Source organism: Azospirillum sp. TSH58, assembly GCF_003119115.1.
Taxonomy (GTDB): domain Bacteria; phylum Pseudomonadota; class Alphaproteobacteria; order Azospirillales; family Azospirillaceae; genus Azospirillum.
Genome location: NZ_CP022364.1, coordinates 916,450 through 935,811 on the forward strand (window position 1 = coordinate 916,450; position 19,362 = coordinate 935,811).

At 68.8% G+C, this 19,362-nt stretch carries 17 protein-coding genes, 1 tRNA gene and 1 pseudogene; 6 read left to right on the forward strand and 13 right to left on the reverse strand.

Features of this window, described 5'->3' with window-relative positions; translation table 11 throughout:
- Window positions 1–179: 179 nt before the first annotated feature.
- The gene (locus tag TSH58p_RS07890) at window positions 180–2,360 is read right to left on the reverse strand and encodes a methyl-accepting chemotaxis protein (protein WP_109068606.1); all 2,181 of its coding nucleotides are present in this window, start codon (window positions 2,358–2,360) and stop codon (window positions 180–182) included.
- Between the two features lie 215 nt (window positions 2,361–2,575).
- On the opposite strand from TSH58p_RS07890, the gene TSH58p_RS33065 reads away from it, so the two are divergent.
- Window positions 2,576–2,830: a hypothetical protein gene (locus tag TSH58p_RS33065; RefSeq protein WP_146205833.1), complete on the forward strand. Its 255-nt coding sequence runs from the start codon at window positions 2,576–2,578 to the stop codon at window positions 2,828–2,830.
- Here TSH58p_RS33065 and TSH58p_RS07895 read toward each other — a convergent pair.
- A tRNA-Val gene (locus TSH58p_RS07895) sits at window positions 2,809–2,883 on the reverse strand. The genes TSH58p_RS33065 and TSH58p_RS07895 overlap by 22 nt on opposite strands.
- A 232-nt stretch (window positions 2,884–3,115) precedes the next feature.
- On the opposite strand from TSH58p_RS07895, the gene TSH58p_RS07900 reads away from it, so the two are divergent.
- The 3 genes from TSH58p_RS07900 to glk all read left to right on the forward strand — a co-directional run bounded on the left by TSH58p_RS07900 (window position 3,116) and on the right by glk (window position 6,840).
- Window positions 3,116–3,994 carry an N-formylglutamate amidohydrolase gene (locus TSH58p_RS07900; protein ID WP_109068607.1) on the forward strand — a complete coding sequence of 293 codons (879 nt, stop codon included), beginning with the start codon at window positions 3,116–3,118 and terminating at the stop codon, window positions 3,992–3,994.
- A 463-nt stretch (window positions 3,995–4,457) separates the two neighbouring features.
- Window positions 4,458–5,855, forward strand: coding sequence for an alpha,alpha-trehalose-phosphate synthase (UDP-forming) (gene otsA, locus TSH58p_RS07905; protein ID WP_109068608.1), 1,398 nt, complete (start codon window positions 4,458–4,460; stop codon window positions 5,853–5,855).
- A 10-nt stretch (window positions 5,856–5,865) separates the two neighbouring features.
- Window positions 5,866–6,840 (forward strand): glucokinase, encoded by a 975-nt coding sequence (gene glk, locus TSH58p_RS07910; protein WP_109068609.1) that lies wholly within the window; start codon window positions 5,866–5,868, stop codon window positions 6,838–6,840.
- A 7-nt stretch (window positions 6,841–6,847) separates the two neighbouring features.
- On the opposite strand, the gene TSH58p_RS07915 is transcribed toward glk, so the two are convergent.
- Window positions 6,848–7,441 carry a uracil-DNA glycosylase gene (locus TSH58p_RS07915; RefSeq protein ID WP_247873877.1) on the reverse strand — a complete coding sequence of 198 codons (594 nt, stop codon included), beginning with the start codon at window positions 7,439–7,441 and terminating at the stop codon, window positions 6,848–6,850.
- A gap of 116 nt (window positions 7,442–7,557) precedes the next feature.
- Here TSH58p_RS07915 and TSH58p_RS07920 point away from each other — a divergent pair, with 116 nt between their 5' ends.
- Together TSH58p_RS07920 and TSH58p_RS07925 are read left to right on the forward strand one after the other, a co-directional pair.
- Window positions 7,558–7,959, forward strand: coding sequence for a 4a-hydroxytetrahydrobiopterin dehydratase (locus TSH58p_RS07920; protein ID WP_109068611.1), 402 nt, complete (start codon window positions 7,558–7,560; stop codon window positions 7,957–7,959).
- A gap of 167 nt (window positions 7,960–8,126) precedes the next feature.
- Window positions 8,127–9,311 (forward strand): glycosyltransferase family 4 protein, encoded by a 1,185-nt coding sequence (locus tag TSH58p_RS07925; protein ID WP_109068612.1) that lies wholly within the window; start codon window positions 8,127–8,129, stop codon window positions 9,309–9,311.
- 3 nt (window positions 9,312–9,314) lie between these two features.
- Here TSH58p_RS07925 and TSH58p_RS07930 read toward each other — a convergent pair whose 3' ends face one another.
- From TSH58p_RS07930 to minC, 10 genes and pseudogenes are all read right to left on the reverse strand, one after another.
- Window positions 9,315–10,517 carry an aminotransferase class V-fold PLP-dependent enzyme gene (locus TSH58p_RS07930; protein ID WP_109068613.1) on the reverse strand — a complete coding sequence of 401 codons (1,203 nt, stop codon included), beginning with the start codon at window positions 10,515–10,517 and terminating at the stop codon, window positions 9,315–9,317.
- Window positions 10,514–10,897, reverse strand: coding sequence for a cupin domain-containing protein (locus TSH58p_RS07935; RefSeq protein WP_109068614.1), 384 nt, complete (start codon window positions 10,895–10,897; stop codon window positions 10,514–10,516). The genes TSH58p_RS07930 and TSH58p_RS07935 overlap by 4 nt, the downstream gene beginning before the upstream one ends.
- Window positions 10,894–11,892, reverse strand: a complete 999-nt coding sequence (dgcA, locus tag TSH58p_RS07940) for an N-acetyl-D-Glu racemase DgcA (RefSeq protein ID WP_109068615.1) — start codon at window positions 11,890–11,892, stop codon at window positions 10,894–10,896. The genes TSH58p_RS07935 and dgcA overlap by 4 nt, the downstream gene beginning before the upstream one ends.
- Window positions 11,893–11,971: 79 nt before the next feature.
- On the reverse strand, window positions 11,972–13,078 hold the full coding sequence (locus TSH58p_RS07945) for a methyl-accepting chemotaxis protein (RefSeq protein WP_109068616.1): 1,107 nt from the start codon (window positions 13,076–13,078) through the stop codon (window positions 11,972–11,974).
- Window positions 13,079–13,509: 431 nt separating this feature from the next.
- Window positions 13,510–14,820 carry a methyl-accepting chemotaxis protein gene (locus TSH58p_RS07950; protein ID WP_109068617.1) on the reverse strand — a complete coding sequence of 437 codons (1,311 nt, stop codon included), beginning with the start codon at window positions 14,818–14,820 and terminating at the stop codon, window positions 13,510–13,512.
- Window positions 14,795–15,343, reverse strand: a complete 549-nt coding sequence (locus TSH58p_RS07955) for a PAS domain-containing protein (protein WP_094305923.1) — start codon at window positions 15,341–15,343, stop codon at window positions 14,795–14,797. The genes TSH58p_RS07950 and TSH58p_RS07955 overlap by 26 nt, the downstream gene beginning before the upstream one ends.
- Before the next feature lie 234 nt (window positions 15,344–15,577).
- Window positions 15,578–16,981, reverse strand: coding sequence for a CRTAC1 family protein (locus tag TSH58p_RS07960; protein WP_109068618.1), 1,404 nt, complete (start codon window positions 16,979–16,981; stop codon window positions 15,578–15,580).
- A gap of 385 nt (window positions 16,982–17,366) precedes the next feature.
- A pseudogene (minE, locus tag TSH58p_RS34670) lies at window positions 17,367–17,615 on the reverse strand (cell division topological specificity factor MinE); the annotation flags it as partial.
- Window positions 17,612–18,427 carry a septum site-determining protein MinD gene (gene minD / locus TSH58p_RS07970; RefSeq protein ID WP_109068620.1) on the reverse strand — a complete coding sequence of 272 codons (816 nt, stop codon included), beginning with the start codon at window positions 18,425–18,427 and terminating at the stop codon, window positions 17,612–17,614. The pseudogene minE and the gene minD, both read right to left, overlap by 4 nt.
- 141 nt (window positions 18,428–18,568) lie before the next feature.
- A complete protein-coding gene (gene minC / locus TSH58p_RS07975; RefSeq protein ID WP_371732435.1) occupies window positions 18,569–19,330 on the reverse strand; it encodes a septum site-determining protein MinC in 762 nt (253 codons plus the stop codon).
- Between the last annotated feature and the right edge of the window lie 32 nt (window positions 19,331–19,362).

Consider the following 19,362-nt stretch of genomic DNA (forward strand, 5'->3'; position numbering starts at 1 on the left):
GGCGAGGCGGTCCGTGCGCTGACGAGGGCATGGCCGCCCCCATCCTCCCGCCGGCCTGTGGTCGCTCACCGAGCCGTTGCTCCCCTGGGGAAACCCGAGGGAGCAACGGACGTCCGCGCTGAAGACTGGCCGAACACGGCCCCGCGCCCCTTCGAGACCGAACCGGGAAACCGAACCCGTCAGGCGGCCCGGATCTTCCCCAGGAAGCCGTGTACCACGCCGCGCAGGCGTTCCGATTCGACGCTCAACTGGCCGGAGACCGACAGCACCTCCTGCGCGGAGTGGCCGGCCTCGACGGCGGCCCCGCGCACGCCGGTGATGTTGGCCGACACCTCCTGGGTGCCGGTCGCGGCCTGCTGGACATTGCGGGCGATCTCCAGCGTCGCGGCGCTCTGCTCCTCCACCGCGGCGGCGATGTTGGCGGCGATGCCGTCGATCTGCGCGATGATGGAGCCGACGCCCTTGATGACTGTGGCCGTATCGCCGGTGACACGCTGCATCTCGTTCACCTGGAGGGCGATGTCCTCGGTCGCCTTGGCGGTCTGGTTGGCGAGATGCTTCACCTCGCCCGCCACGACGGCGAAGCCCTTGCCGGCCTCTCCGGCGCGGGCCGCCTCGATGGTCGCGTTCAGCGCCAGCAGGTTGGTCTGCGCCGCGATGTCCTGGATGAGCTGGACCACCATGCCGATCTTCCCGGCGGCCTCGGTCAGGCCGAGAACCTGATCGTTGGCCCGCTGGGCCGCGTTCACCGCGTCGCGGGCGATCTCGGCGGACCGGTTGACGCGCTCGCCGATTTCGCGGATGGACCCGGACAGCTCCTCCGTCGCGGCGGCCACGGTCTGGACGTTGACGTTCGCGTCGTCGGCGGCGCTGGCCACCGTCGCCGCCTGCTGGCTGGTCTGCGTGGCCGTGGAGGTCATGGTCTGAGCCGTCACGCCCATCCCCTTGGCCGCGGCATCGACGCCGTCCACGACGCTCATCACGTTGGATTCCAGATCGTCGGCCATTTTCAACATGGCGGCGCGACGCTCCGATTCCGCCTGCCGCTGGTCGGCGGCCCGCTGCGCGATCATGCGCTGAAGGTCGGTCAGCATCTTGCGCAGCGCATCGGCCAGGGTGCCGATCTCATCCTCCTGCCGAACATCAAGCGTCTGATTGAAATCGCCGTCGGCGATCCCCTCGGCGAAGCGGACGCAGGCGCGGACCGGGCGGGCGATGCGGCCGGCCATCATCCACATCAGACCGACCGCCGCGACGATGACCAGCAGCCCGACGCCCACCTGCCACAGCATGCCCGAGTTTGCCCGGTCGTTCAGCGCTCCGCCCAGCGCGTTGGCGTCGGCCAGAACGATGTCCTTCGGCACCTGGATCAGCACCGACCAGGGCTTGCCCGTGCGGCCCATCGAGATCGGGGCGAAGGTGCGCAGCAGGCCGCTGTCGGTCTGCACGTCGACATGGGCGTTCCCGCCCTGCACGTAGGTGAGGTCGTCCCGCCACGCGGTGTCGAAGGACGAGATCGACTGCCCGATCAGGTTGGGTTTGCCGCTGTGGGCAACGATCAGCCCCATGTTGCTGATGATGACGACCTCGCTCTTGCCGTCGAAAACCGCCTGGCTGACCTTCGTGGCCAGTTGCTGAACGAAGTCGAGGTTGAAGTCGGCGCCCGCCACGCCCTGGAACTTGCCGCCGACGACCACCGGAACGGACAGGGTGGCCAGGAAGACCTGCCTGCCCTGCACGACGTACGGCAGCGGGTCGAGAACGCTTTCCTTCCCGGTCTCCTTGGGGCCGATGTACCACCCGCCCTTCATGACGCCGTTGGGATGCAGGTCGCGGCTGTCGTATTCGACGAGCGGCTGCATGGCGATCCGGCCGCTCTGGTCGCGATTCCAGTAGGGAATGAAACGCCCTGTCGCGTCGTGTCCGGATTCCCGATGTCCCTTGAAGGCGGCGTCGTCCCCGTCCAGCGCGTCAGGCTCCCACGCGGTGTAGGTGCCGTTGAACAGCTTGTTGTTCTGCAGCACGTTGAGCAGGATGCTGTTGATGGCGTCGCGTCGGGTGGCGACCGGGGCGCTCCCCGCGTTCTCGGGATCGACGATGGACGCGAAGCCATGGGCCATGGTCCGCGCTGCGTTCAACGCCGTGTCGAACTCCGCCCGCACCAGCCCGGCTTGTGAGGACGCGAGATTGAGCAGCGATTCCTTGGTCTTGCGCTCCAGGATGTCGGTGACCTGGGTGTTGACGTAGGTGTTGGTGGTGTTGGCCGACAGAACCCCGAAGCCGACCAGGACACCCACCGTTCCAATCAGGCACAGCCCCGCCAGACCAGCAATCTTTTGTTGAATAGTTCTTATTTTCATCGAGAATCCGCCTCACGCCTGATGCTCTCAAGCGCGAATAATTCCATAAAAATTATAATGACATGTTAAGTCATCCCTATAATCAACTTCATATTACTTATGAATGAGGAAATTTAAAAGCACTCGAAACATTTATCAGAGAAACAACTCAAGATTTAAAAAATGACGATATGGAATTTTACCGGCATCTCTTATTACCTTCTTGCGGTCATTATATGACGAACCAGCAGAACAATGGAAGCAAACTGGCGAATTTTATTACTCTCCATGCCGTCGAGCGTCTTCTTTTCAGGGAGAGGGAACGCCTTTCGGCCCCAACGATCGCCGGCGGCTCAGCAGACTTGGAAGACTGGGGGACGCTCTTTGCCGGCCTGGGGCTCACCCGAGCCGGGACCGGCGCCAGATATGGCGAAGGCCGGAAACCCGTCTGGGTTCCGGCCTTCGAGGATGGTGGGCGCGACAGGGATTGAACCTGTGACCCCTACGATGTCAACGTAGTGCTCTCCCGCTGAGCTACGCGCCCATCCGTGTCGCCGGTCGGTTCGGGGTTCGGCATCCGTCTTGCGTCCCGTCCGGCGTGGGCGTGGGGTGTACCATCATCCCGGAGGTCTGGCAAGCCTGGATTTCACTTTTTTGCCGTCCCGCGATGGACGCGTCCAATTTTCCCGCCGACGCGACACCGTGTTCCCCCCTCTGTTGAGGCGCGAGCGGGACGGCGCGTGACAGAGCCGCCCGGGTCCACTACATCACATGCCATGGATGCTTCCGTCGACGCCGCCACACCGGAGCCGGCCTTCGAACTTCTGGCCCCGGACGAACAGACCAAGCCGCTTGTGCTGGCCTCGCCGCACAGCGGCAACCGCTATCCGGCCGCGTTCCTGGCGGCGGCACGGCTCGACCCGCGCGCGTTGCGCAAATCGGAAGACTGCTTCGTCGACGAAATCTTCGCGGGCGCCCCGGCGCTGGGCATACCGCTGATCCGCGCGCTGTTCCCCCGCGCCTTCCTGGACGTCAACCGCGAAGCCTACGAGCTGGACCCGGAGATGTTCGCGGACCCCCTGCCGCCTTATGTGAACACGCGCTCCCCGCGCGTGGCCGCCGGGCTGGGCACCATCGCGCGGGTGGTCGCCAACGGTGAGGACATCTACCGCGGCAAGCTGCGCTTCTCCGAAGCGGTGCGACGGGTGGAGCAATGCTACACCCCCTACCACAACGCCCTGCGCCGTCTGGTCGAGGACACGCGCGCCCGGTTCGGCCACGCGGTGCTGATCGACTGCCATTCCATGCCGTCCCCCGGGCTGGCCGACCGCGACAACCGGCGCAGCGACATCGTGCTGGGGGACTGTTTCGGCAATTCCTGCGCCCCCGCGGTCACCGAGACGGCGGAGCGCTTCCTGCGCGGCCTGGGCTACACGGTCAGCCGCAACGCCCCCTATGCCGGCGGCTACACCACCCGCCATTACGGGCGTCCGCGCCAGGGCATCCACGCGCTTCAGATCGAGATCAGCCGCGACCTCTACATGGACGAGGCCACGCTGTCCCGTCTGCCCTTCCTGACCGTCCTGACCCGGCACATGCACGAGCTGGTGGACAACATCGCCCATCTGCCGCCCGATCCCCTCGCCCCGCGCTGAGCGGTCCGCCGCGCGCCGGACCGCGCACAAAAAAAGGCCGGGGCAAAGGCCCCGGCCCGAGTCTAGGGAGGAAACGCCCAAGAAGTGCGTTACGGCACCACCCGCGTCGCAGACACGATCGATGCCGCACTGCACAATATGATGAAGCCCCGTTCAGGGATCAAGAGGGAAAATGTTTTTTCATGTTATTCAATGGCTTAACCAAAGTTAAGACAAAGCTCCGGCGCAGCGCAAACAGCCGTTTATGCTGCATTGCACACAGAATCCCGGCTCTGCTCCCGCACAATCTGGGGCTGGCGGCGCGTCCGCCAACCCACCCCGGTCCTTCGGCATAACCCATCCGACCGATAGGGAACCAACCCCCCACACGGTCGTTTTGTCCCTGCGCGTCCCGGGGCCTGCCCCGCCACGCGCCATTCGGCCGCCCGTCCAGGCGGCCGTCCGGCACCGGAGAACCACCCACGTGAGCAGACTGGTCGTCGTATCCAACCGCGTCGCCCCCATCGATGAAGGCAAGCAGGCCGCCGGGGGCCTCGCCGTGGCCGTGCTGGCCGCGCTGAAGAAGACCGGCGGCATCTGGTTCGGCTGGAGCGGCACGGTGGTCGAGGAGGAGTCGCAGAGCGAGCCCCGGCGCACCGACGTCGGACGCCTGACCTACGCGACGCTGGACCTCAGCCGCCGCGACTTCGAGGAATACTATAACGGCTTCGCCAACCAGACCCTGTGGCCGCTGTTCCACTACCGCGTCGGCCTGATCGAGGTCAGCCGCCGCACGCGCGAAGGCTACAAGCGGGTCAACGGCTATTTCGCGGAGAAGCTGGTCCCGCTGCTCAGCCCCGACGACATGGTGTGGGTCCACGACTACCACCTGATCCCCTTCGGCGAGGAGTTGCGCCAGCGCGGCTGCACCCAGCGCATGGGCTTCTTCCTGCACACGCCCTTCCCGGCCCCGGAGATTCTGGTGGCGCTGCCGAACCACCGGGAGCTGATCCGCGAGCTGTGCGCCTACGACCTCGTCGGCTTCCACACCCAGGTCGACCTGCGCAGCTTCGCCGACTACATCCGCCAGGAGCTGGACGGCGAGGTCGAGGACCGCGGCCCCGACGGCGGCATGCTGATCCACGCCTTCGGGCGCACGCTGCTGGCCCGCGCCTTCCCCATCAGCATCGACACCGAGAATCTGGTGGGCATCGCCGAGATCGCCGCCCGCTCCCGCCACACCCAGCGGCTGAAGGAAAGCCTCGTCGGGCGGCGGCTGATCATCGGGGTGGACCGGCTGGACTATTCCAAGGGCCTGCCGCAGCGCTTCCAGGCCTTCGAGCAGCTTCTGGCGGCCTACCCGGAGCATTGCAACCGCGTCTCCTTCCTCCAGGTGGCGCCGCCGAGCCGGGAGGACGTGCCCGAGTACATCGCCATCAAGCGCGAGCTGTCGGAGCTGTCGGGCCGCATCAACGGACGCTTCGCCGAGTTCGACTGGGTGCCCATCCGCTACCTGAACAAGAGCTTCGGGCGGCGCGTGCTGGCCGGCTTCTACCGCACCGCCCATGTCGGGCTGGTGACCCCGCTGCGCGACGGCATGAACCTCGTCGCCAAGGAGTATGTCGCCTGCCAGGACGCCGACGACCCCGGCGTGCTGGTGCTGTCCACCTTCGCCGGGGCGGCGCGGGAGCTCGATTCGGCGCTGATCGTCAATCCCTTCGACATCGAGGCGGTGGCCGACGCCCTGCAGCGCGCCCTGACCATGTCGCTGCCCGAGCGCAAGGAGCGCCACGCCGCCATGATGCGCATCCTGCGCAGCCACGACATCGGCTGGTGGCGGGAAAGCTACGTCGATGCCTTGACGCGCGCGCCGTACGGGTGAAACTGATTTCATGACCACAGACAGCCATGCCGCTTCCGGCCCCGTCACCCTGGTCGCCGACATCGGCGCCACCAACGCCCGCTTCGGCCTGATCGACGGCACGGGCATCCACGGTTCGCGCGTGCTGCGCTGCGCCGACTTCCCGTCGCTGGAGGCGGCGGCGCTCGCCTATCTGGGCGGCGTGGCGCATGACGCCCGGCCCAGCCGCGGCGCCTTCGCCATCGCCGGGCCGGTGACCGGCGACGAGGTGCTGATGACCAACCGCGGCTGGTCCTTCTCCACGGCCAAGGTGCGCGGCACTCTGGGGCTGGAGCGGCTGGCCGTCATCAACGACTTCACCGCCGTCGCCCTGTCGGTGCCCCGCCTCACGGCCGCCGACGTGCGTCAGGTGGGCGAGGGAGCGCCGGTGCCGGGCCGCGTCGTCGGGGTGATCGGGCCGGGCAGCGGGCTGGGCGTCTCGGGGCTGGTGCCCGGCCCGGAGGGCTGGACCGCGCTCGCCGCGGAGGGCGGACACGTCACCATGGCCCCGGTCAGCGACCGCGAGAGCGCCGTGCTGGCCCAACTCCGCAAGAGCTTCGACCATGTCTCGGCGGAGCGGGTGCTGTCCGGGCCGGGGCTGGTCAACCTCTATCAGGCGCTGTGCGTCCTCGACCATCAGGAGCCGGAGACCTTCACCCCGGCCCAGGTGTCGGACGCGGCGACCGCCAACACCAACCCGCATTGCGTGGAGGCGGTGGAGATGTTCTGCGCCATGCTCGGCACCGTGGCCGGCAACCTCGCCCTGACGCTGGGCGCCCGCGGCGGCATCTACATCGCGGGCGGCATCGTGCCGAAGCTGGGCACCCTGTTCACCTATTCCCGCTTCCGCAAGCGCTTCATGGAGAAGGGCCGGATGCACGACTTCCTGGCCCCCATCCCGACCTACGTCATCACCCACGAGCTTCCCGCCTTCCTCGGTCTGGCGGAAGCCGCGGAGCGGGCGTAAGCGACGGTCAGACCGTCAGCCGCGAGGCGGCCAGCGTGATGTCGGCGAGGAAAGTCGGCTGCTCGGCGAGCTGGCCGCGCAGGATGTAGCTGGGGTGGAAGGTCGCCACCACCTCCGCCCCCGGCACGAGGCGGCAGGGCTGGACGGTGCCGCGCAGCTGCATGATCCCGTTCAGCCCGGTCAGCGCCCACAGCGGCGTGCGGCCCAGCGCGACGATGACGCGGGGGGCGAAGCCCTCCAGCGTCCGCTGCAGATGCTCGATCTCGCCGGAGAATTCCGCCAGGACCCAGTCGGAGGTTCCGAACGGCCCCCACCGCTCGTCCAGCGCCCGCCCCTCCTTCTTCGCGCGGGTGCGTGAGGCGAAGAAATGGCCGACCTTGTTGCCCGGCGGCTGGTAACGGAAGACGTTGGCGACGAGGCATTCCGCCCGCTCCACCCCCGCCGCCTTCAGCGTCTCGTCGAGCAGTTGGCCGCTGCGCCCGACGAAGGGCACGCCCCGCCGCGCCTCCTCCGCCCCCGGCGCCTCCCCCACGATGGCGAGGCGCGGCCCGGCGGCGGTCTTCGTGGGCTGCTGATAGTCGGCGAAAGGCAGGTCCGTCATGCGCGCGTCCATTACTGGTCGTGAGGCTTGCCGCCGGGAGGCTTGTCCTTGGGAGGCTTCGGCCCCAGCATTGTTCGAAACGAGAAGTCCGAACCAACAACACCGGAGGGCATGAGATGGCGACTCAACAGGAGCTGGCGGGAAAGAGCTGCGAACCCTGCCGCGGCGGCATTCCCCCGATGGACCGCGCCATGGCGGAAAATTATCTGGTCCAGGTGCCCGGCTGGTCGATCAAGCCGGACCCCGACCGGCTGGAGCGCGACTACCGCTTTTCCAACTTCCGCGAGGCGCAGCATTTCGCGATGCGCGTCGGCGACCTGTGCGAGGCGGAAGGCCACCACGCCGAGATCCTCTACGGCTGGGGCCACTGCACGGTCACCTTCTGGACGCACAAGATCAAGGGCCTGCACGAGAACGACTTCATCATGGCCGCCAAGGTCGAGGGGCTGATGGACGAACCCTACGCCCCGGTGTCGGAGTCGATGGGCGACGTCTCCCCCACCGCGCGGCACGGGTGATTTCTTCCCTTTTTCCTCAACTTTTTCCCCTCTCCCTTCCGGGGAGAGGGTTAGGGTGGGGGGTTGCGCCTTTGCCGGACGTCCCGCAAAGCGCATCCCCCTCACCCGGCCCTCCGGGCCACCCTCTCCCCCGGAGGGGAGAGGGAAACCAACCCGAAGGACACGCCATGCCCAACGCCCAGCCCGCCGTCATCCAATGGGGCCTGTCCAGCTACAGCGGCTGGGGCGTCAACGGGCTGCAGCTGGCGCTGAGCTGGACGCGCAGCGGTCGGCTGGTGCCGGTCTGCTCGCTGCCGCTTCGGCTTGAGGACATCGCGCTGTCCCCGCTGGAATGGCGGCGCATGGCCGGCTTCGTCCGCGAGTCCGAGGCGCTCTGCCGGCAGATCGCGCCCCATGCGGGGCAGGAGGTCGGAGTGTCGGTGCCGGTGCTGCGCGGGCTCGGCAACAACCTCGTCGGCAGCCGGTCGGTGGAGGGCGTGACCCTGAAAGGCCAGCCCACCGTCGGCGTCTGCTATCTGGAAGACACCGTCATCGACGCGGAGGGCCGGGCGCGGGCGGAGCAATGCGCGGCCATCGTCGCCGGGTCCAGCTTCGTCGAACAGGTGCTGAGCGGCGCCGGCATCGGGCGGGTGCGGACGGTCCTGCAGGGCGTCGATCCCACCCATTTCCACCCGGCGCCCAAGGTCGGCTGGTTCAAGGACCGCTTCGTCGTCTTCTCCGGCGGCAAGCCGGAGTTCCGCAAGGGGCAGGACCTTGCCCTGCTCGGCTTCCGCGCCTTCGCCGAGCGTCATCCGGAGGCGCTGCTGCTGACCGCCTGGCACAACCCCTGGCCGGAGAGCGCCCGCTCGCTGGAGGCCAACCCCGCCGTGGCGCCCGTATGCTTCCATGAGAACGGCGCGTTCGACGGGGCCGGCTGGGCGATCGCCAACGGGCTGCGCGCCGATCAGGTGATGGACCTCGGCCCGGTGCCCAACGCCGACATGGCCCGCATCCTGCGCGAGGTCGATGTCGGCCTGTTCCCCAACCGCGGCGAGGGCGGGACCAACCTCGTCGCCATGGAGTGCATGGCCTGCGGCGTGCCGTCCATCCTGTCGGCCAACACCGGGCATCTCGACCTGATCGCGGGGGATCGCTGCCTCCCCTTGACCCGGCAACGCCCCATCCGGACCGACTTCGGCACGGAGGGCTGGGGCGAGAGCGACGTGGAGGAGATCGTCGCGGCGCTGGAAAGCCTGTGGGCCGACCGCGCCCGTGCCACGGCCATCGGGCGGGCGGGCGCCGCCTTCCTGGCCGGGCTGACCTGGGACCGCTACGCGGACGGTGTGGCGGAGGTCGTGGAGTCGGTGCTGTAGCGCCTACAGCGCCTTGACCGCCGCCAGGAGCCGCTCCACCTCCGCCTCGTCGTTGTAATAGTGGGGGGAGGCGCGGACGACCTCGGTCAGGCCGCGGGCGTCCATGTCGAAGGGGGTCGAGGGCGCGGAGGACACCGACAGGTTGATCCCCTGGCCGCGCAGAGCGGCCTTGATGGCGCGCGGTTCGTGGCCGTCCACCGTGAAGGTAACGATGGCGCAGCGCTCCGCCCCGAGATCGCGCACCGTCACGCCGGGAAGATCGCTCAAACGGTGCCGCAGCGTGTCGGCCAGGACGAAGGCGCGGTCGCGGATCGCCGCCAGCCCCCAGGTCAGCGCGTAATCCACCGCTACCCCCAGCCCGAGCCGGGCGGCGGTGTTGCTCTCCCACAGCTCGAAGCGGCGGGCGTCGGGACGCATGGTGTAGCGGTCCGGCCCGGCCAGGGCGGCGCCGCTGTGGTCGAGCGTGTATGGCTCGATGCGGTCGAGCCACTCCTTGCGAACATACAGGAAGCCGGTGCCCCGCGGCGCGCGCAGGAACTTGCGCCCGGTCGCCGACAGGAAGTCGCAGCCCAGCTCCTCGACATCCACCGGCATCTGGCCCACCGTCTGGCAGGCGTCGAGCAGATAGGGGATGCCATGCCGCCGCGCCACCCGCCCGATGGCGGCGGCCGGGTTGACCAGACCGCCGTTGGTCGGGATGTGGGTGATGGCGATCAGCCGGACGGGACCCTTCCCCGGCTCGCCGATCATCGCCTCCAGCGCCGCGACGGAGGTCTGGCCGGTGTCGTCGCTGGGGATCACCTCGACCGCCACGCCGGTGCGGCGGGCGGCCTGCAGGAAGGGGATCAGGTTGGCGGCGTATTCGGCGCGCGCCGTCAGGATGCGGTCGCCGGGCCGGAAGCCCTCCCCCGGCAGGGCGGCCAGCGCGTTGAAGGCCATGCCCCAGGCCGCCGTCGCGCTTTCCGTCAGGGCCACCTCCGCGCGCGAGCAGGCGAGCAGGCGGGCCACGGAGTCGTAGACGCCCTCCAGCCGCTCGTCGGCCCGCTCCGCCGCCTCGTAGCCGCCGATGGTGGCCTCCAGCGCCAGATGCGCGGTCACGGCGTCCAGCACCGGTTGCGGCGGCAGGGCCGCCCCGGCGTTGTTGAAATGGGCGACGTGCCGGGTCCCCGGCGTCTCCGCGCGGGCGCGCGCGATGTCGATGGTCATGCGTCCTCCCCCTGCCCCCTTGCTTGCGGCGGTTTCTGTTCGCCGATGTGGACGGCCAGCCAGACGGTCGGGGCGGCGGGATCGGTCCAGGCCACGCGGTGCCGCCGCCCGGCCGGGATCATCAGCCAGTCGCCGGGTCCGAGCGCGCGCTCCGCCTCGCCCTCAAGCTGCAGCCGGGCGGCGCCCTGGACGACGAGCACGAACTCGTCCCAGTCCTGATCGTACCAGAAGCCGTCGGGGGACGCCTGACCGGTGGACAGGATGCGTTCGATCCGCACCGTCCCGGACGATGCCGCCGACTCCGTCAATGTCGTGAAAAGCTCGTCCAGCAGGACACCGGGCGGCAGGCCCGCCAGCAGGTTGCCGGCCGGGACGCTCATCCCCACAGTTCGGGGGCGGGCGGGAACAGCGTGCCGCCGTCGTAATGCAGGGCCGGCGTGCGGTCCTCGGCCAGCAGCAGCGGACCGTCGAGATCGACGTAGCGCGCGCCCTGGGCCAGCAGGACGGCCGGCGCCATGGCGAGCGAGGTGGCGACCATGCAGCCGACCATGATGTCGAAGCCGGACTCCTGCGCCGCCTGCTTCAGCAGCAGCGCCTCGGTCAGGCCGCCGGTCTTGTCCAGCTTGATGTTCACCACCCGGTAGATGCCCTTCAGCCGGTCGAGCGAGTCCAGCCCGTGGCAGGATTCGTCGGCGCCCAGCGGCACCGGGCAGTCGATGCCGCGCAGCGCCTCGTCCTCGCCGGCGGGCAGCGGCTGCTCGATCAGCTCCACCCCGAGATCGGCCAGCACCGGGGCGAAGCGGTGGAGCATCTCCAGCGTCCAGGCCTCGTTGGCGTCGACGATCAGGCGGGTGGCCGGGGCGGCCTCGCGCACCGCGCGCACGCGGTCGAGATCGCCCTCCCCGGTCAGCTTCATCTTCAGCAGCGGATGGTCCGCCGCCCGCGCCTTGGCGGAGGCGGCCATCGCCGCCGGCTCGTCCACGCTCAGCGTGTAGCAGGTGGTCAGCTTCTTCGGCGCGTCGGGCAGGCCGGCGAGCCGCCAGGCCGGTTTGCCCGCCTGTTTGGCCTCCAGGTCCCACAGCGCGCAGTCCAGCGCGTTGCGCGCCGCCCCCGGCGGCAGGAGTGTCCGCAGCCGCTCGCGGTCCAGCCCGTCCGCCACCGCCCCGGCCAGGGACTCCAGCGTCTTGACCGTCTCGTCCAGCGATTCCCCGTAGCGGGCGTAGGGCACGCATTCCCCACGGCCCCGCTTGCAGGATTCGACCACTTCGGCGACCACGACCTCGGCCTCGGTCTTGGCGCCGCGCGATATGCGGAAGGTCCCCGCGATGGGGAAGGTATCGCGGCGGACGTAAAGACGGCGGGCGGTGGACGACATGCAACTCTCCAGCAACGCGGCGGACCCGAAGTGTAAGCAAACCCGCCGCGATGACCAGAGCAGGGTGGGAATGCCAGCCTTACCCGTGAAGCCCGGCCCCGTTCATTCCCACGCGCCCGTTCATACCGGAGGTTGCAGGCGCCTGCTGCTGGCGCGGGTCCGGGTCCTGCACGATCACCCCGTACCAGCCCAGCCCCTTGTAGGTCTCGTAGCCCGGCGTCAGGGCGTAGCCGTAGGTGCGGCCGGCGGCGTCGGCGTAATGGCCCATGCTCTCCCCGTTGCGGCGGAGCTGGACGGTCTCGCTGAGGATGCCGCGCCCGTCGGACGAGGCGATCACCCGGTGCCGGGCGTCGAGCAGAAGGCAGCGCGAGCGGGAGCGCTCCTCATCCTCCAGCCGGACGCCCTGGACGACGGCGGCGGCCTGCGGTTCCCAGTCGAAGAAGATGCCCAGCACGCCGATCGGATCGCCGTCCGCCTCGCCGCCGCGCCGGATCGCGGTGGCGTAGGTGGCGACCACCCGGTCCTCCAGGCGGCCGTTGCGCGCCACGTCGCCCACCGTGAACTCGCCGCCGTTGCGCGTGGCCAGCGCCTGGCGGAACCAGCCCTCGTCCCCCACACGGGCGCCCAGGGCGCCGGGATAGCGGCCGGGCCGGCCGGTGGCAATCACCTCCCCCTTCAGGTCGGCGATCCACAGGTCGAGATAGACGGTGTAGGACTCGAGGATGACGCCCAGCCGGTGGGAGGCGTGCTGGCGGTTCACCTCCGTCGGGTCGGCGGCGCAGTCCACCACCGCGCTGTCGGTCGCCCACCAGCGCACGTCGCAGGACCGCTCGTACAGGTTCCGGTCGATGATCTCGATCATGTTGAGCGACAGGTCGGCCAGACGCCGCCCGTGCATCTCCTGCACCATGGCGCTGCCGGTGGTGGTCAGGTGATCGACGCGGGAGACGATCTCCGACCGCAGTTCCTTGGTGATGGTGTTCACCTGCTTGGAGATCTCGGAGACCTCGTTCGCCACCACCGCGAAGCCCCGCCCGGCGTCGCCGGCCCGCGACGCCTCGATCAGGGCGTTCATCGCCAGCATCTTGGTGCGGCGGGTGATGTCTTCGATCAAAGACACTTTCCGGGAGGCGACGTCCAGGACGCCCCGGGAAAGCTCGAACAGTTCGTTTCCGGCCACACTCATCCCGAACACCTCTGTGAGTTTGGGTGGGATATCTTTTTTAGACGTCTAACCATCAAACGCTGTGCCAAACGCCCTTTGGGGACCATCTGGACGCGCAAAGCCGCGAAACGCCTGCGTTTGCGGGCGGCGTCACGGGCTCCGGCTCAACGTCTTTGAGATGTCAGTTTCGAAATTGTGATGAATTCGGCGTCATATTGGAGTCCGAACAATCACACGCGGCACCGGCCTTGCCGCACCGCACCCCGCACACCGCGTGCGCCGCAACAAAAGCAACGGTTTCTCCTAAAAAATGAGGCAAAAGGTCGCATGGACCCCGCCAGCCGCTCCGACACTGCTTAGCATACAAGCAAATGCCGGGCGGCTAATCAATGCTCACCTAATGAGCAAGTGCAATTTTTCGGACAAAAAAGGCGAGATTGCACAAAAATGCGTCAGGCGACCTTGTGCATCTCGTCGAGGAAAAGCTGGACCTCGCGGGTCAGGCGGTCGGCCTGGACGCTCATCCGCTCCGATGCCGCGAAGACCTCATGGGCGGTGCCGCTGGTGCGCTCGGCGGCGGTGGTGACGTCCTGGATGTCCTCGGTGACGGCGCGGGTGCCGGCGGCGGCCTGATCCATGTTGCTGACGATCGAGCGGATCGCCGAGCCCTGCTGCCCGATTCCCGCGGCGATGCCGCCGGCGATGTGGTTGATGTCCTGGATGGTGTGGCCGATGCCGACGATGGAGGCGACCGCCACGTCGGTGGAGGACTGGATGCCGGCGATCTGCCCGGCGATGTCGCCGGTGGCCTTGGCGGTCTGGTCGGCCAGCCGCTTGACCTCCTGCGCCACCACGGCGAAGCCTTTTCCGGCTTCCCCGGCGCGGGCCGCCTCGATGGTGGCGTTCAGCGCCAGCAGGTTGGTCTGGCTGGCGATGTCGTTGATGAGGGTGACCACCTCGCCCACCGTCTTGGCGGCCCCCGACAGCTCGGCGATCAGCGCGTTGGAGCGCTCGGCCTCGCCCGCCGCGTTGGCGGCGACCTTGGCGACCTCCTCCACCTGCCGGGCGATCTCCCGGATGGACGCCGACAGCTCCTCCGTCGCGACGGCGACACTGCCGACCGAGGAGCCGGTCTGCGACGCGGCGGCGGCGACCGAGGACGCCTTGCCGGTGGCGGTCTGGGCGTCGGTCTCCATGGTGCGGGCCGACATCTCCAGCTGGTGGGCGGTGCCGGACACCTGCTCGCACACCGCGCGGATCTGCGTCTCGAAGCGGTCGGTCACCCCGGCGAAGCCCTTCACCTTGGCGGCGATGGCGTCGGTGGCGGTGTTGATGGTGCGCGACGCGTGCAGGAAATTGCCCTGCATGCCCTTCAGGACGATCCGCCGGAAATACTTGTTGGCCGACACGTAGCTCATCGAGGCGGTGGCCTCGCGGATGAAGGCGTCGGTGCGGTCGATCGAGTCGTTCAGGGCGTGCATCAGCTCGCCGAGGTCGCCCTTCTCCCGCACGTTGACCACCCGCGCCTCGAAGTCGCCGCGCGACACCGCCTGGCAGACCGCCACCGCCTGCCCCACCGCGGCGCGGGCGCGGACCATGCACAGCATGACGCCGACCAGCGCGGCCAGGGCCGCGGCCCCGATCCCGATGCGCAGCGGCGCGCCGCCGACGTCCAGCGAATCGGTCACCAGCAGCACTGCGACGAGCAGCGCGGCGACCGCCCCCAGCCCGAACGCCTTAGAGAGAGAAGACGAATTCGTCATACCCGATCCCCTTCTCCGTCAGCAGCCCGACAACGGTGGCGAAGGCCTCGTTCATGCCCTGCTTGCGGTCTTCGTGGCGGTTTTCGATGTCCAGAAGCGTGCGGTAGAGCGGCACCACCTTGTCGATGGCGCCGCGGTCCGGCACCCGGCGCGACGAGTGGTAGCCGACGAGCCGGCCGTTGACGTCGTAGCTGGGGGTGACGTGGGCGAAGACCCAGTAGTGGTCGCCGTTGCGCGCCCGGTTCACGACGTAGGCGAAGATCTCCTGCCCCGCCCCCAGCGTGTCCCACAGCAGCTTGAACACGCAGCGCGGCATGTCCGGATGACGGACGATGGAGTGCGGGGCGCCCATCAGCTCCGCCTCGCTGTAGCCGGCGACGCGCTGGAACACCCGGTTGGCGTAGGTGATCCGGCCCTTCAGGTCGGTCTTGGAAACGATGACCTCGTCGGCGTCGAAGAACCGCTCGACCCCGGTCAGCGTCCGGTCGCGGGGGCCGGGACTGAGAACAGCGCTGTGTGCCATGTGCCTGCGGTCGCGGGCCGAGAGCCCGGCGCCCCCTTATTGGTTCGCGGTCGGTTACAGGGCGTACATCTCCCCATCCGCGCGTTCCCGTCGGGCACTGGCGGACGCCGCAAAATAAAGACCATGCAGGTTATACAAAAGATTAAATTTGTTGCCGGACGGAAATATGATTCAGCTCAACCGTCCGCCCGACATCGCTCAACCGCGGACCGCACGCAACATTGTGCCGTCCGCTCACTCCGGCGGATAGGGAACGGTCAGCAGCCGGCCGATGGGCGGGTTCTCGACGATGGCCGTCATGCCGTCCGGCCAGCGCACCTCCAGCCGCTCCACCGCGCGGGCGCTGCCCAGCCCGAAATGGGCCACCGGCTCCATCTGGCAGAGATAGCCCGAGCCGGCGCAGACGGACCGCACCTGCCGCCGCCCGTTGGCCGTGCAGGTGACCAAGGCGCCGCGCGCCGGGGCGCCGTAGGGGGTCAGCGGCAGCACGCGCAGCCACCCGTTGTGGTTCGCCGCCGTGCGGTAGAGCGACAGGGGCTGCGGCGATCCGCCGCCATGCCCGCCGCCATGCCCGCCGCCCACCCCATTGCCATGCGCGACCAGCAGTTCCAGCCGTCCGTCACCGTCGATGTCGGCCACCACCGCCCCGGTCCCCAACCCCTTGGGCTCCAGCGCGTCGCCGAGATCGATGGCCTGCCAGCGGTCGTCGCGCCACCCGAACAGGCGGTTGGGCTCGCCATGCAGGTTGAAGAACAGCTCCTCGTAGCCGTCGTTGTCGAAATCGGCGGCGATCACGCTGGACACCCGGCCTGGAAAGGACATCTCGGGATCGGCCTCGTCGACGAAGCCGCCGCCGGAGCGCTGGACGAACAGGCGCTGCGGCCCTTCCCAGGCGCCGACCAGCAGCCCGAATCCGCCATAGCCCGGCCCGTCCACCGCGGTCACCGCCCGCCCGGCGAAGCGCGAGTCGGCGACACCCCGCTCCTCGGCGATCTCCTCGTAGGTTCCGTCGCCCAGATTGCGGAACAGGAAGTTCGGTCCGCCCTCGTTGCAGGCGAACAGGTCGACGCGGTCGGACAGGAACGGCAGGGCGAGCAGCCCGCGCCCGGCGCCGATCAGGTCGATGCCCGCGTCCTCCGCCGCGTCCTCCAGCCGCCCGCGCCGGCTCAGCTCGAACAGGCGGAAGGGGCCGCCGTCCGCCGCCACGACGAAGCCGTAACGGCCATGGCCGTGCCGGTCCATGGCGACCACCGACCGCCCGGCGACGCGGTTCGCCATGCCGGCGTTCTCCGGCTGGGCCAGCAGGTCGAGCCAGTGCTTGCCGAAGCAGGCGAACAGCCGGTCGCCCATCTCCTTCGGCCCGCTCGCCCGGTCGGAGTTCAGGACATACAGCTCCTCCCGCCCGTCGCCGTCCACGTCGGCGGCGGCGATGGCGACCGCGCAGCCCGAGGGGTCGGCCAGCAGCGGCCCGGCGATGTCCACCAGCCGGGAGCCGTCCCATTTGAGGATGAGGTTGTTGGTGGCGTAGCCCGTGACCACCAGTTCGAATGCCCCGTCACCGTCGACGTCGGTCACGGTGATGCCGTTGGACAGGCGCGGCTGGTTGCCGTCGATCAGCCGCGAGCATTCGAAGAACATCGGCCGCCACTCCCTCACTGCCGCAACGCCGCCCGGTGAGGGTTTGGCCCGCGAGGGCCGGTCCCTGACGGGCTCCAATCCGTTGATACCTCTTCGAACGGCTGAGGTAAACCCGCACGGAAGTCCAGCCCACGGTCGGGCTGCGGCCTATGACCGCGATGGACGCCTCCCCGCGGGCATGAAAAATCCCGCCGCAGCGGGCCGGCTGCGGCGGGATCGGTCCTGGAGCGCCCGACGCTCAGCGGCGCTTCTTGACGCCGCCGTTGGTCAGTGAACCGCCCGCGGCCAGCTTGACGGGATCGGACTCGTCCGCGTCCTTGGCCGCCGGACGGTTCCCGGCGACCGCCAGCTTGGCGCTTTCCTTCAGCGCCTTGGCGGCGGCCTCGCGGGCCGGCAGCTCGATGTTCAGTTCGAGCGTCGAGCAGTCGCCGCCGCGGTCCAGCTTGACCTCGACCTTGTTCTGGTCGATGTCGATGTATTTGGCGATGACCGCCAGCAGCTCCTGCTGGAGCATCGGCAGATAGTCCGGCCCGGTGCGCCCGGCGCGCTCGTGCGCCATGACGATCTGGAGCCGCTCCTTGGCCTGGACCGCCGACGCGCGCGGGGCGGACCGGAAAAAGCTGAAGATGCTCATGCGGACCTCCGGAGGAGGCGGCTGAACAGGCCCTTCTTCTGGGGCGTGACGAAGCGGTGCTCGACATCCTCGCCCAGGAAGCGGGAGACCGCGTCCAGATAGGCCTGGCCGGCGTTGGACGCCTCGTCGAGGATGACCGGCATGCCGACGTTGGAGGCGCGCAGCACGGCCTGGCTCTCCGGGATCACGCCGAGCAGCGGGATCGCCAGGATCTCCAGCACGTCGTCGACCTTCAGCATCTCGCCGCGCTCCACCCGCTCCGGGTCGTAGCGGGTGAGGAGAAGCTGCTGGGTCACCGGCTCCAGCCCCTGCTCCGCCCGGCGCGAGCGGGAGGCCAGCACGCCGAGGATGCGGTCGCTGTCGCGGACCGAGGAGACTTCCGGGTTGGTCACGATCACCGCGTGGTCGGCGAAGTACAGCGCCATCAGCGCGCCGCGCTCGATGCCCGCCGGGCTGTCGCAGACGATGTAGTCGAAGTCCTTGGAGAGTTCGTTCAGAACCTTCTCCACGCCTTCGCGGGTCAGGGCGTCCTTGTCGCGGGTCTGCGAGGTCGGCAGGATCGACAGGTTGTCGATGCGCTTGTCCTTGATCAGCGCCTGGCTCAGCTTCGCTTCGCCGTTGATGACGTTGATGAAGTCGAACACCACGCGCCGCTCGCAGCCCATGATGAGGTCGAGGTTGCGCAGCCCGACGTCGAAATCGATGACGACCGTCTTGAAGCCGCGCAAGGCGAGTCCGGTCGCGAAAGCGGCGGAGGAGGTCGTCTTGCCGACGCCGCCCTTGCCGGAAGTCATGACGATGATCTTGCCCAACGGAGCTTCTCCCACGTTCCTAAATGTTGCCGCCAAGGTCCGGTTACCGGGTTACGCAGATCAGGGCCTGTGCCGGGCACGCTTTGCGTGACACCGTCCTCGCACAGGGGGCCGTTCGACCGAAAGCGCTCAAAAGCGTCATCACTGGGGCTCCATGTGAAGATAGCCGTCGCGCAGGAAGATCTGCACCGGCTTCTTCAGCACGTCGTTCCCGAAATCCTCGCTGACGCGGTACAGCCCGGCCACCGAGACGACCTCGGCCTCCAGGCTGTGACAGAAGATGCGCGCGTTGGTGTCGCCGGACACGCCGGCCAGCGCCCGGCCGCGCAGCGCGCCGTAGACGTGGATGTTGCCGTCGGCCACCACCTCCGCGCCGGGGGACACCGGGGCGGTGATGACCAGATCCGTCTTCTCGGCGTAGATCTGCTGGCCGGAGCGCACCGGCTCGGTCACCAGCAGCGCCGGGCGGTAGATCGGCTCGGGCGGCGGGGCCGGGATCGCGGGGGCGCCGGCCTGCGGGTCGGCGGCGGGGGGGGCCGCGGACTCCAGCTTGGCGGCGCGCCCGGCGGGCATCGGGGTCAGCCCGGCGGCGAGCGCCCCCTCGTGGACCGCACGCGGCCCGCCCCGGAAGCCGACCGGCAGCAGGTACAGCGCGCGCAGGTTGGTCACCAGGGCGGCGATGTCGAAGCGCGGAGTGTCCTCCGTCAGCTCCTCGAAATCGAGGACGACGGGGGCGTTGCGGAAGAAATTGGGCGCCTGCCGCACCTTGACGGCGAGCTGGGTGAAGAAGTCCGGCGACGCCGGATCATTCACCTTCAGCACCATCATGGTGAAGGAATTGCCCCGCAACTGGAACGGACCGTCCCGATCGGCACCCTGCCTGGCGCTGCTCACCGCTGCCATCCTGCTTGTGTTCCTGCCGAATCCGTGTCGTC